The sequence below is a fragment of the Streptomyces sp. NPDC056948 genome (assembly GCF_042674225.1).
Classification (GTDB): domain Bacteria; phylum Actinomycetota; class Actinomycetes; order Streptomycetales; family Streptomycetaceae; genus Streptomyces; species Streptomyces purpurascens.
Genome location: NZ_JBHUQX010000306.1, coordinates 1 through 11,693, shown reverse-complemented (window position 1 = coordinate 11,693; position 11,693 = coordinate 1). Strand labels below are relative to the sequence as shown.

Annotated in this window: 12 protein-coding genes; 5 read left to right on the top strand and 7 right to left on the bottom strand. The window is 73.7% G+C overall.

The window, feature by feature from the left end; genetic code table 11:
- The coding region (gene panC / locus ACFTZL_RS31485) for a pantoate--beta-alanine ligase (protein WP_382589512.1) at nucleotides 1-729 on the bottom strand (729 nt) is incomplete at its 3' end.
- Nucleotides 726-1,664 (bottom strand): Rossmann-like and DUF2520 domain-containing protein, encoded by a 939-nt coding sequence (locus ACFTZL_RS31480; protein WP_382589509.1) that lies wholly within the window; start codon nucleotides 1,662-1,664, stop codon nucleotides 726-728. The genes ACFTZL_RS31480 and panC, both read right to left, overlap by 4 nt.
- Before the next feature lie 151 nt (nucleotides 1,665-1,815).
- Between ACFTZL_RS31480 and ACFTZL_RS31475 the strand changes: the two genes are divergently transcribed.
- Entirely contained in the window at nucleotides 1,816-2,985 is a 1,170-nt protein-coding gene (locus tag ACFTZL_RS31475) for a threonine aldolase family protein (protein WP_382589507.1), read from the top strand.
- Between the two features lie 112 nt (nucleotides 2,986-3,097).
- Here ACFTZL_RS31475 and ACFTZL_RS31470 read toward each other — a convergent pair whose 3' ends face one another.
- Complete coding sequence (locus ACFTZL_RS31470) at nucleotides 3,098-3,319, bottom strand: hypothetical protein (RefSeq protein WP_382589504.1); 222 nt, start codon at nucleotides 3,317-3,319, stop codon at nucleotides 3,098-3,100.
- Nucleotides 3,320-3,478: 159 nt separating this feature from the next.
- On the opposite strand from ACFTZL_RS31470, the gene ACFTZL_RS31465 reads away from it, so the two are divergent.
- Nucleotides 3,479-4,588 (top strand): DUF5937 family protein, encoded by a 1,110-nt coding sequence (locus ACFTZL_RS31465; RefSeq protein ID WP_382589501.1) that lies wholly within the window; start codon nucleotides 3,479-3,481, stop codon nucleotides 4,586-4,588.
- Nucleotides 4,589-4,618: 30 nt separating this feature from the next.
- Here ACFTZL_RS31465 and ACFTZL_RS31460 read toward each other — a convergent pair whose 3' ends face one another.
- The gene (locus ACFTZL_RS31460; RefSeq protein ID WP_382589498.1) at nucleotides 4,619-5,290 is read right to left on the bottom strand and encodes a response regulator; all 672 of its coding nucleotides are present in this window, start codon (nucleotides 5,288-5,290) and stop codon (nucleotides 4,619-4,621) included.
- 98 nt (nucleotides 5,291-5,388) lie between these two features.
- The gene (locus ACFTZL_RS31455) at nucleotides 5,389-6,579 is read right to left on the bottom strand and encodes a sensor histidine kinase (protein WP_382589494.1); all 1,191 of its coding nucleotides are present in this window, start codon (nucleotides 6,577-6,579) and stop codon (nucleotides 5,389-5,391) included.
- 118 nt (nucleotides 6,580-6,697) lie between these two features.
- Between ACFTZL_RS31455 and ACFTZL_RS31450 the strand changes: the two genes are divergently transcribed.
- Nucleotides 6,698-7,708, top strand: a complete 1,011-nt coding sequence (locus ACFTZL_RS31450; protein ID WP_382589491.1) for an SAM-dependent methyltransferase — start codon at nucleotides 6,698-6,700, stop codon at nucleotides 7,706-7,708.
- An 18-nt stretch (nucleotides 7,709-7,726) separates the two neighbouring features.
- Here the strand turns inward: ACFTZL_RS31450 and ACFTZL_RS31445 are convergent, their stop codons facing one another.
- On the bottom strand, nucleotides 7,727-8,878 hold the full coding sequence (locus ACFTZL_RS31445) for an NADH-quinone oxidoreductase subunit D (RefSeq protein WP_382589488.1): 1,152 nt from the start codon (nucleotides 8,876-8,878) through the stop codon (nucleotides 7,727-7,729).
- Between the two features lie 31 nt (nucleotides 8,879-8,909).
- On the opposite strand from ACFTZL_RS31445, the gene ACFTZL_RS31440 reads away from it, so the two are divergent.
- Together ACFTZL_RS31440 and ACFTZL_RS31435 are read left to right on the top strand one after the other, a co-directional pair.
- A complete protein-coding gene (locus ACFTZL_RS31440; protein ID WP_382589485.1) occupies nucleotides 8,910-9,488 on the top strand; it encodes a PH domain-containing protein in 579 nt (192 codons plus the stop codon).
- A complete protein-coding gene (locus ACFTZL_RS31435) occupies nucleotides 9,485-10,819 on the top strand; it encodes a PH domain-containing protein (protein WP_382589482.1) in 1,335 nt (444 codons plus the stop codon). The genes ACFTZL_RS31440 and ACFTZL_RS31435 overlap by 4 nt, the downstream gene beginning before the upstream one ends.
- 57 nt (nucleotides 10,820-10,876) lie before the next feature.
- On the opposite strand, the gene ACFTZL_RS31430 is transcribed toward ACFTZL_RS31435, so the two are convergent.
- Nucleotides 10,877-11,693: hypothetical protein (locus ACFTZL_RS31430; RefSeq protein ID WP_382589479.1), on the bottom strand; the 817-nt coding region annotated here is incomplete at its 5' end.

Below are 11,693 nucleotides of genomic sequence, written 5' to 3'. Positions count from 1 at the left end.
GGACTCGCCGATGGCGCTGAGCGCCTCGGCACGCGCGCGCGTGGCGGGCACTTCACGCGCCCGGGCCCGCAGCGCCTCCTGCGCGGCATGCCGGTCCTGGCCCGCGAAGAGGGCACCGGACAGCGCGAGGGCGGTGCGCCGCTCGGTGGGCGAGAGGTAGCGGTTGCGGCTGGACAGGGCCAGGCCGTCGTCCTCCCGGACGGTGGGGACGCCGACGATCTCCACGCCGAAGTTCAGGTCCCGCACCATGCGGCGGATCAGGGCGAGCTGCTGGGCGTCCTTCTGGCCGTACAGGGCGACGTCGGGACGGGTCAGGTGCAGCAGCTTGGCGACGACCGTGAGCATGCCGTCGAAGTGGCCCGGGCGGGCCGAGCCCTCCAGGCGCTCGCCCATGGGGCCCGCGGTGATACGGACCTGGGGCTCGCCACCTGGGTACACCTCGTCCACGGCGGGGGCGAACACGACGTCGGCGCCGGACTCCTCGGCGAGCTTGAGGTCGGCGTCCAGGGTGCGCGGATAGCGGTCGAGGTCCTCGCCCTGGCCGAACTGCAGCGGGTTGACGAAGACGGTGACGACGACCTCGCCGTCCCGGCCCGCGATGCCGCGCGCGGTGCGGATCAGCGTGGCGTGGCCCTCGTGCAGAGCGCCCATGGTCATCACCACGGCGCGGCGGCCCGCCCGCACGCGTGCGTGCAGCTCGCCTGCGGTGCTCAGCAGAGTGGTGGTCATCGGGCGTCCCCTTCGGTGCCGTCGGTGCCGTCGGTCCCGTCGGCGAGTACCCCGAGGAGGTCCTCGGCGAGCTCCGGCTTCAGCAGGCCGTGGGCCAGCGCCCGGTCGGCGGTCGCGCGGGCCATCGCCACGTAGCCGGCGACCGCCTGCGGGGCGTGCCGGCGCAGCTCGGTGACGTGGGCCGCGACCGTGCCCGCGTCGCCGCGCGCGACCGGGCCGGTGAGGGCCGCGTCGCCGGAGCGCAGGGCGTTGTCCAGGGCCGCGCCGAGCAGCGGGCCGAGCATCCGGTCGGGAGCGGCGACCCCGGCCGTGCGCAGCAGCTCCAGGGACTGGGCGACCAGGGTGACCAGGTGGTTGGCCCCCAGGGCGAGTGCCGCGTGGTAGAGCGGCCGGTTCTCCTCGGCGATCCACTCCGGCTCGCCGCCCATCTCGATGACGAGGGCCTCGGCGGCCAGCCGCAGTTCCTCGGGCGCGGTGACGCCGAAGGAGCAGCCGGCCAGCCGCTGGACGTCCACGGGCGTGCCGGTGAAGGTCATCGCGGGGTGCAGGGCCAGCGGCAGGGCGCCCGCGCGCAGGGCGGGGTCGAGCACCTGCGCGCCGTAGCGCCCGGAGGTGTGGACGAGCAGTTGGCCCGGCCGTACGGACCCCGTGTCGGCGAGTCCGGCGACCAGGTCGGGCAGGGCGTCGTCCGGAACGGTCAGCAGGACCAGGTCGGCCCGCTGGAGGACCTCGGCGGGCGGCATCACGGGCACGTCGGGCAGCAGTTGCGCGGCACGGCGCCGGGAGGTGTCCGAGACCGCGGAGACGGCGACCGGACGGTGCCCGGCGAGCTGCAGGGCCGCGGCCAGGGCGGGGCCCACGCGGCCGGCGCCGACGACGCCGACGGTGAGCCGCGCGGGGCGGTCCTTGGGCTCTGGCAGTGGGGTTGTGTTCACTCGACGGCGGCCTTCCCGTTCCAGTCCGCTCCGGGTACCGGACGATTTCTCGTCATGTTAACGCGATCGGTTCGAGGGGTGTTCGGTCGTCCACAGGGTGTGCAGGAATTGCGGGTGCTCGCACACACGCGCGCGAGGCAGGATCCGGGGCATGACTGACACGACGGAACAGGACGAGGAGCGGCGCGCAGGGCTCCGTGAGCGGCGGCTGGCCGCCCATCGCGGCGCACGGCGGGTGCTCGCGCGCTTCGCTTTCCACAAGACGCTCCGGGAGCGCCTGGCGGAGCTGGCCGGGGTGGAGGACCTGTACGACCTGGACGAGCTGTCCGACGTGTACGGCGACGGGGTCGTCGAGGCGCTGGAGACGAAGGTCGCCGGGCTGCTCGGCACCGAGGCCGCCGCGTTCTTCCCGACGGGCACCATGGCCCAGCAGGTGGCCCTGCGCTGCTGGGCGGGCCGTACCGGCAACCCGACGGTCGCCCTGCACGCGCTCAGCCATCCCGAGGTGCACGAGCGGAACGCGTTCAGCGAGGTCGGCGGTCTGCGCCCGGTGCGTGTGACGGACGAGCCGCGGCTGCCCTCCGCCGCCGAGGTGCGCGACTTCGAGGAGCCCTTCGGGGCGCTGATGCTGGAACTGCCCCTCAGGGACGCCGGTTTCGTACTGCCCTCGTGGGAGGAGCTCACGGAGGTGGTGGAGGCCGCGCGGGAGCGGGACGCGGTGGTGCACTTCGACGGGGCCCGGCTGTGGGAGTCCACCGTCCGTCTCGGCCGGTCCCTGGAGGAGATCGCGGGCCTGGCCGACAGCGTCTACGTGTCGTTCTACAAGTCCCTGGAGGGGTTCGGCGGCGCGGCCCTCGCCGGCCCGCAGGAACTGGTGGAGGAGGCGAAGGCCTGGCGGCACCGGTACGGCGGTCTGGTCTTCCAGCAGTTCCCCACGGCCCTTTCGGCACTGGCCGGACTGGAGCGGGAGCTGCCCCGGCTGCCGGAGTACGTCGCCCACGCGCGCGTGGTGGCCGCCGCCCTGCGCGAGGGGTTCGCGGCGGCCGGGGTGCCCTGGGCACGCGTGCACCCGGAGGTGCCGCACACCCACGACTTCCAGGTCTGGCTGCCGTACGAGGCGGACGTCGTCGGGGAGGCGGCGGTCAGGACGGCCGAGGAGACGGGTGTCTTCCTGTTCGCCGCCGCCTGGGGCCGGGGCGGTCCGGGCCTGGCCCGCACGGAGGTGAGCGTGCGGTCCGCCGGGCTGGAGTGGACCGCCGAGGACGTGCGGACGGCGGTCGCGGAGTTCGTGGCCCGGTTGCCCGGGGAGGGTGGCAGGTAGCCGGGGACGGACAGCAGAGGCAGGCCGGCGCGGACCGACGGCGAGCACCCGCCGCAGACGGACAGCAGGCCGCCGGCCGCGCGTAGGAGCGGTCGGCCGGCGGCCGGAGCGGTCAGCCGGTGAAGCGGCGTCGAGGGCGCAGCCACCGGCCCAGCGCGTTCCGGATGCGCTTTCGCCCGCGGGCCGGGTGCTCGGCCAGGTCCGCGCGGAAGCGGCGTTCGTCGCGCCACTCGCGGACGACCTGCCAGTCGTGGGTGCCGGGTGCGGGCGGGGCGGGCTCGCCGTGCTGCTGGGCGCGGTAGAGGTCGAGGAGGTACTGCTGCGTGATGCTCATGATGGATCGCCTCGGCGGGTCGGGGTGATGGAGGTCCGAAGGCTCCGCGGCTGCCCCGGTGCTCCCACCCTGCGCCCGCTCCGGAGGCGAAGTCGCGTCGATTGACGACCCCCGTCAATCGACGGGGGCGTTGTCAGTGGCGGAGTGCACCATGAAGGCATGAGCGTGCACATCGACATCACGGGGCTGCGGCCGGAGAGGATCGCCGTCGTGCCCTCCCCCCTGGCCGAGCTCGGCATGGCGCTGCACGCGCTGTCCGAGCCGGGGCACCACCCGGGCCTCCAGGGCTGGGTGACGGGCGTGACCGCCCGGCTCGACCCGCATCTGGCCGACCGGATGTGCGAGGCCGACTTCCTGTGGCGGTCGACGTTCTCGGACCTGTTCATGCCCTTCGCGGGCGTCCCGGGCCGGAGCACGCTCCCGGGCGGCACGCTCGCCGAGGAGCTGGACCTGCTCGACAAGCTGTCGGACGAACAGTTCGTGGACGCGGCCCTGGAGTTCACCTGTGCCGTCGGGTACGGCTCGTGCGGGCCCACCGCGCTGTCCGACCCCGAGGTGCGCCGCCGCGCCCTGGACCTGGCCGCCGCGCGCGGACCCCAGCAGGTGCGGTTCAGCCGGCGGCTGCTGGCCGACCCGCCCTCGATCCGGGCCTGGCTGCGGCAGTTCCTCCAGGACTGCGACGAGGCGTTCTTCGCGGAGGCCTGGTCCCGGTTGCGCCATCAGCTCGCGGCGGACGCGCGGCTGAAGACGGACCTCTTCCGGCGCAAGCACATGGCCGAGGCACTGGCCGCGGTGTCCCCGGCGATCACGCTCGACGAGGCGGCGGCCCGGATCACGGTCGACAAGCTGGGCGGCGACGACGGCACGTCCACCGGCGACGGCGGCCTGCTGCTCGTCCCGACGAGCCTGGGCTGGCCGCATCTGATGGTCCTGCACCGGTACGACTGGCAGCCGGTGCTGCACTACCCGGTCGGCTCCCCCGAGCTCGCCGCCCCGCCCAATCTCGAACAGCTCGCCCTGCGCATGACCGCGCTGGCCCACCCCGTGCGGATGCGGATGTGCCGCAATCTGGCCCGCAGCGCGTACACCACGGGCGAGCTGGCGCAGGCGCACGGCATGACGGCCCCGGAGATATCCCGGCACCTGGCCGTGCTGAAGAAGGCGGGCCTGCTCACCACCCGCCGCCGCGGGCGCTACGTCCTGCACCAGCTTGATGTGACGGTGGTGGCCCGGCTCGGCAGCGAGTTCCTGGAGGGGATCCTCAGATAGCCGACGGGAGCCGACCGGTCGCCGCTCGGCTCAGCCGTGCCCGCCGGCCCGTACCAGTCCCGTCTCGTAGGCCAGCACCACGACCTGCACCCGGTCCCTGAGGCCCAGCTTGGTCAGGATGCGGCCCACGTGGGTCTTCACGGTCGCCTCGGACAGCACGAGCCGGGCCGCGATCTCGCCGTTGGACAGGCCCTGCGCGACCAGCACCATGACCTCGCGCTCGCGGCCGGTGAGCCGCTCCAGTTCCTGGTGCTGTGGCTGCTTCGCGGTGCCCGGCAGCATCGGTGCGAAGCGGTCCAGGAGCCGTCGGGTGGTGGAGGGCGCCACGACCGCGTCCCCGCTGTGCACGGCACGGATCGCGGCGAGCAGCTCACCGGGCGGCACGTCCTTGAGCATGAAGCCGGAGGCGCCCGCCTTCAGCCCGGAGAAGGCGTACTCGTCGAGGTCGAAGGTGGTCAGGATGAGCACCTTCGGCGGGTCGGTGTCGGCGCAGATCCGGCGGGTCGTCTCCACACCGTCGAGCTTCGGCATGCGGACGTCCATCAGCACCACGTCGACCTCGGTCGACCGCAGCACCTGGAGGGCCTCGACCCCGTCGCCCGCCTCCGCCACGACCTCCATGTCCGGCTGGGCGGCGAGCACCATCCGGAACCCGGTGCGCAGCAGCACCTGGTCGTCGACGAGCATCACGCGGATCGTCATCGGGGCCTCTTCCAAGTCTCTTTTACGGTGGGAGCGTTACAGGTGGGAGCGTTGCCGGTGGCAGCGTTACAGGTGTCAGCGAGGGACGTGTGCCGGCGTCAGTTGGCGGGTTTGAGCGGCAGCAGGGCACTGATGCGGAATCCTCCGCCCGGGCGCGGTCCGGCGTCCAGGGTGCCGCCGACCATGCCGATCCGCTCGCGCATGCCGATGAGGCCGTGGCCTTGGCCGTCGAAACCGCCCTCCTCGTACAGCTCGTGCGGGGCGCCCTTGCCATCGTCCTCGACGAGCAGGCCGAGGCCGTCGTCGAAGTACACCAGGCGCACGCTCGCGCCCGCGTTGGGCCCGCCGTGCTTGCGGGTGTTGGTGAGCGCCTCCTGCACGATGCGGTACGCCGTGAGCTCGACGCCGCTGGGCAGCGGCCGGGGGGTGCCCTCGACCTTGAAGTCGACGGGCAGTCCGGAAGCGCGGCACTGCTCGACGAGGTCCTCGATCTGCTGGACGTCGGGCTGCGGCACGTACTCGCCGGCCTCCTGGTGCTCCCCGGTGCGCAGCACGCCGAGCAGGCGGCGCATCTCGGCGAGGGCCTGGCGGCCGGTGGAGGAGATGGTCTCCAGGGCCTTCTTCGCCTGGTCGGGAGCGGCGTCGAGGACGTAGGCGGCGCCGTCGGCCTGGACCACCATCACCGAGACGTTGTGCGCGACGACGTCGTGCAACTCGCGTGCGATCCGGGCGCGTTCGGCGGCGACGGCGACCTTGGACTGTGCCTCGCGCTCCTTCTCCAGGCGGGCGGCCCGCTCCTCCAACTGTGCGAAGTAGGCGCGGCGGGTGCGGATGGAGTCGCCGAGCACCCAGGCGAGGGCGAACGGCACGGCCATGAAGACCGTCAGGGCGATGTTCCCCGCGACGTTCGTCTGGTCGCTCGGCCAGCGGAGCTGGGACACGGGGGCCGCGCACAGGCCGGCGCCCAGCGCGAAGCGGGAGGCCCAGCGCGCGCCCTCCGCCGCGACCGTGTAGACGATCACCAGCAGGGCGAAGTCGGCGGGACCCCGCTCCACGTCGGTGATCAGCTGGGCCACACCGACCGCGGTCGCGAGCAGCAGCATCTGCTCCGGCAGGCGGCGGCGCAGCGCGACCACCAGGCACAACAGAATCGTGAGTGGAACGGCGGCGGCCGGTGAGCCGTATCCGCCCGCCACTCCGCCGACCACGGAAATCCCGAGGAGGACCACGGCCCAGGAGCCGTCGACCCACATCGGGTGCCTGCGGAGGAAGTCATAGAGGCGCTGCACGTAACCCAGCGTAGGGAAGCGCGATAGGTGCAGGGGTCAACCGGAGGACCGATCCGCACCGGGCGCACGTACTCCGCAAGGTGGAGTTGCGTTCGTTGTGTGCGCTTAGCCTGGCCCGGTGACACCAGGGACCAGGGCCGGGGAGCGCGAGTTGCACGAGTGGCGTGGGTGGCTGGCGGCGGCGGAGGGGGCGCTGTACGGGCCGGGTGGGTTCTACCGGCGTGATGAGGGGCCGGCCGGGCACTTTCGTACGTCCGTGCACGCGTCGTCGCTGTTCGCCGGGGCCGTGGCGCGGTTGCTGTGCCGGGTCGACGAGGCGCTGGGGCGGCCCGCGGTGCTGGACTTCGTCGACATGGCGGCCGGGCGGGGCGAGCTGGCCGGCGGGGTGCTCGCCGCGCTCCCGGCCGAGGTGGCGGCCCGCACGCGCGCGTACGCCGTCGAGATCGCCGGGCGGCCCGGGGGGCTCGATCACCGGATCGAGTGGCTGGCCGCGCCCCCGGAAGGGATCACCGGGCTGCTGTTCGCCAACGAGTGGCTGGACAACGTGCCGGTGGAGGTCGCGGAGGTGGACTCCGCGGGCACGGCCCGGCTGGTGCTGGTCCGGGAGGACGGGAGCGAGCGGCTCGGGGAGCCGGTCGACGGGGATCAGGCGCGGTGGCTTCAGCGGTGGTGGCCGCTGCCCGGCGAGGCGGGGCTGCGGGCCGAGATCGGCCTGACCAGGGACGAGGCCTGGGCCGCGGCGGCCGCCACGCTCGACCGGGGGCTCGCCGTCGCCGTGGACTACGGGCACACGGCGGATGCGCGGCCGCCGTTCGGGACGCTCACCGGGTTCCGGGAGGGCCGCGAGACCACCGCCGTACCGGACGGCTCCTGTGACATCACGGCCCATGTCGCGCTCGACGCGTGCGCACTGCCCGGCGGGCGGCTCCTCCCCCAGCGCGAGGCGCTGCACGCCCTGGGCGTGACCGGCGCACGCCCCCCGCTCACTCTCGCGTCCACCGACCCCGCCGCCTACGTACGGGCCCTGGCGAGCGCCGGGGAGGCCGCCGAGCTCACGGCGGCGGGAGGGCTGGGCGACTTCGGGTGGCTGGTGCAGCCGGTGGGCATCCCCGACGTGCTCTCCGACTGAGGGCCCACAGGCCGGGACCTACTTGTCGATGTCCCCGACCACGAAGAACATCGACCCCAGGATCGCCACCATGTCCGCGACCAGCGTCCCCGGCAGCAGCTCCGTCAGCACCTGGATGTTGTTGAACGAGGCCGAGCGCAGCTTCAGCCGGTACGGGGTCTTCTCGCCCTTGCTGACCAGGTAGTAGCCGTTGATGCCGAGGGGGTTCTCGGTCCACGCGTAGGTGTGGCCCTCGGGGGCCTTCAGGACCTTCGGGAGCCGCTGGTTGACCGGCCCCGGCGGCAGCTCGGCGAGCCGGTCGAGGCAGGCGTCGGCCAGGTCGAGCGCGTTGTGCGTCTGCTCCAGGAGGCACTCGAAGCGGGCCAGGCAGTCGCCCTCCTGCCGGGTCACCACCTTCAGGACGTCGCCCAACTCGCCGTAGGCCAGGTACGGCTCGTCCCGGCGCAGGTCGAAGTCGACGCCCGAGCCGCGCCCGATCGGCCCGCTGACCCCGTAGGCGTGCACGGCCTCGGGCGTGAGCCTGCCGACGCCCCGGGTGCGGCCCCGGAAGATCTCGTTGCCGAGCACCAGGTCGTCGAACCGGTCCATACGCGAGCGCACGTCCGCGACGGCGGCACGCGCGCGCGTGGTCCACCCGGCCGGCAGGTCCTCCTTGAGGCCGCCGACCCGGTTGAACATGTAGTGCATCCGCCCGCCGGAGACCTCCTCCATGACGTGCTGGAGCTCCTCGCGCTCCCGGAAGGCGTAGAAGATCGGGGTGATCCCGCCGAGCTCCAGCGGATACGAGCCGAGGAACATCAGGTGGTTGAGCACCCGGTTCAGCTCGGCGAGCAGCGTGCGCAGCCACACCGCGCGCTCGGGAACCTCCATGCCGAGCATCCGCTCCACGGCGAGGACCACGCCCAGCTCGTTGGAGAACGCCGACAGCCAGTCGTGGCGGTTGGCCAGCATGATGATCTGGCGGTAGTCGCGCGCCTCGAACAGCTTCTCCGCGCCGCGGTGCATATAGCCGATCACCGGCTCCGCGTGCGTGATGCGCTCGCCGTCCAGGAGGAGCTTCAGCCGCAGCACGCCGTGCGTGGAGGGATGCTGGGGTCCGATGTTGAGCACCATGTCGGTGCTCTCCGCGGCGCCGCCGATTCCGACCATGGTCTCCGTCGTAGGAGTCATGGACACAGTCTCTCCTACGTACGCTGGCCTCATGGATACGGGGAGTCCGCACGAGACGGGGCCGACGGCGGCGGTCGAGGGCGCGGCGGCCGAGGGCACGGCGGTCGAGGGCACGGCGGTCGAGGGCACGGCGGGGGCGGTCGAGGACGGGCCGGTGTGGATCGCGCTGCCGCCCGGGCTGCTGAAGATGCGGCGGTTGCTGCTGGTGGTGTGGCTGGGGCTGATCGCCCTGGCCGCCGGGCTGCTGCCGGGCCTGCTGGCCGGGCCCGCCTGGGCCGTCTTCGCCGTGCTGCCGCTGGCGCTGATGGCCTGGGGCTGGGTGATGATCGACCGCAACTGGCGTTCCTGGCGGTACGCCGAGCGCGCCGACGACCTGCTGATCAGCCGGGGCGTGCTGTGGCGCGAGGAGACGGTCGTGCCGTACGGGCGGATGCAGCTCGTCGAGGTCACCTCCGGGCCCGTCGAGCGGCACTTCGGGCTGGCCAGCGTGCAACTGCACACGGCCGCCGCGGCCACCGACGCGACCATCCCCGGCCTGGACCCGGCCGAGGCGGAGCGGCTGCGCGACCGGCTCACCGAGCTGGGCGAGGCCCGATCGGCGGGGCTGTGACGACGCCCGAGGCGACCGAGGCCGCGGAGGCCGCCGGCGGCGTGGCCGAGCGGCGGCTGCATCCCGTCACACCGCTGCGGCGGGCCTGGGCACCGGTCGCCGTGCTCATCGGCTGGGCCGTGCACGACCCCGACGGGGCGCAGCGCCATCTGACCCGGCTGACGACGACCACGCTGCTGATCGGCCTCGCCGTGATCGTCCCGGCCGCCGCCCTCTACGGCTTCTGCTCCTGGTGGTTCACGCACTTCGCGGTGACCGACACCGAACTGCGCATCCGCACCGGCCTGGTGTTCCGGCGCACCGCGCACATCCGGCTGGAGCGGATCCAGGCCATCGACATCACCCAGCCGCTGCTCGCCCGGGTCGCGGGCGTCGCCAAGCTGAAACTCGACGTCATAGGGACCGACAAGAAGGACGAACTGGCCTTTCTGGGCGCGGACGAGGCACGGACGCTGCGGGCCGAACTGCTCGCCCGGGCGGCCGGCTTCGCGCCCGAGACCGCGCACGAGGTCGGCGAGGCACCGTCCCGGCAGCTCCTGCGGGTGCCGACCGGTGTACTCGCCCTGTCGCTGGTGCTGACGGGCGCGACCTGGGGGTCGCTGGCCGCGGCGCTCGTCGTCCCGCCGGTGCTGTGGCTGGTCACCCACAGCCTGTGGACGGTCCTCGCGGTCGCCCTGCCGCTGCTGGGCGCGGCGGGCGCGAGCAGCGTGGGGCGGTTCGTCGGCGAGTACGACTGGACGGTGGGCGAGTCGCCCGACGGGCTGCGCATCGACCACGGCCTGCTGGACCGGGCCCACGAGACGGTGCCGCCGGGGCGCGTGCAGACCGTGCGGATCGTGGAGCCGCTGCTGTGGCGGCGGCGCGGCTGGGTGCGTGTGGAGCTCGATGTGGCGGGCTCGTCCAACTCCGTGCTGGTGCCGGTCGCTCCGCGCGAGCTCGCGGAGACCGTCGTCGCGCTGGTGCTGCCCGGGGTGACCGTGCCGGAGCGCGCGGCTCTGTCGCCGTCGCCGCGCCGCGCCCGGTGGTGCGTGCCGGTGTGGTGGCGGGGGTACGGACTCGCCGTCACCGACACGGTGTTCGCGGCGCGCTCCGGGCTGCTGGCGCGGAGCCTGGCGCTGGTGCCGCACGCCAAGGTGCAGAGCGTACGGATGACGCAGGGGCCCTGGGAGCGGGCCCGGGGCGTGGCCGACGTGTGTGTGGACACGGGCGCGAACAAGGTGGTGAGGGCGCGGCTGCGGGACGCGGACGAGGCGCGTGAGTTGCTGGCCCGGCAGGCGGAGCGGTCCCGGACCGGGCGCAGGGACGCGCGGCCGGACCGCTGGATGGCGTGACCGGCCGAACCGAAAGGCGGCCGAAACCGAAAGGCGGCCGAAACCGAAAGGCGCGCCTCAGGAAACCGCGCTGCGCAGCCCCTGCACGTCGATCTGTTCCGTCTCGTCGTGCACGGTCAGGTCGATGACCTGGCCGATCCCGCGCGACGCCTCGTCCGCGGGCTTGTACCGGGCCTCTGCCTCGGCCTTGTGCAGGGCGAGGGCCTCCTGGCCGACGACATCGGCCAGGTCCTCGTTCTGCACGGCCTCCAGGGCGGCGCGGGACGTCTCCCGCTTCGCGCCGAAGAAGTCGAAACCGCCCTCGGTCACCGGGCGGCGCACCGGCGTCTGCGGCGCGACGGCCACCGCGGTCGGCACCGTGTAATGACCTGAAGAGGCAGTCTGCGGGGATCGCTCGGTCTCGGCCCTCGTGGAGGTGTCGTCCTGGGCGGACGTGCCGACGGCCGCGCGCTCGTGCCCGTCGACCGCCTCGGACCGCTCCTGCGGCTCGTCCTCGTGCGACGGCTCCCGCAGGTCCGGCTGTTCGTCCTTCTCCTCCTGCGCGGGCTCGTCCTCGTCGTCCTGAGGGACACCGTCGCCATCGCCGTCCGGGCCACCGTCCGGGCCGCCGTCCGGGTCCGGGGCCGTGTCGGCGTCGAACCGGGCGAGCGCGGCCGCCGCACGCAGGAACAGCCGGGAGCCCTCCGGCGAGAAGACGGCGGGAACCGCCGGCTCCTCCTCGACGGTGAGGGCCTGAGCGGCAGGTGCCTCGTCCCCCTCCGCCGAGGCCTCCGCCGAAGCGTCCGCCGTCTTGTCCGCCCCCGCGGTCAGCGCCCGCACCGGGACCGTCGCCTCGATCTCGAGGACCCGGCGGTCCTCCAGGACGCTCGCGCGC

Coding starts and splice junctions, on each gene's coding strand:
- ACFTZL_RS31475 (WP_382589507.1), top strand. CDS start 1,816: ATGACTGACACGACGGAACAGGACGAGGAGCGGCGCGCAGGGCTCCGT.
- ACFTZL_RS31470 (WP_382589504.1), bottom strand. CDS start 3,319: ATGAGCATCACGCAGCAGTACCTCCTCGACCTCTACCGCGCCCAGCAG.
- ACFTZL_RS31465 (WP_382589501.1), top strand. CDS start 3,479: ATGAGCGTGCACATCGACATCACGGGGCTGCGGCCGGAGAGGATCGCC.
- ACFTZL_RS31460 (WP_382589498.1), bottom strand. CDS start 5,290: ATGACGATCCGCGTGATGCTCGTCGACGACCAGGTGCTGCTGCGCACC.
- ACFTZL_RS31445 (WP_382589488.1), bottom strand. CDS start 8,878: ATGACTCCTACGACGGAGACCATGGTCGGAATCGGCGGCGCCGCGGAG.
- ACFTZL_RS31440 (WP_382589485.1), top strand. CDS start 8,910: ATGGATACGGGGAGTCCGCACGAGACGGGGCCGACGGCGGCGGTCGAG.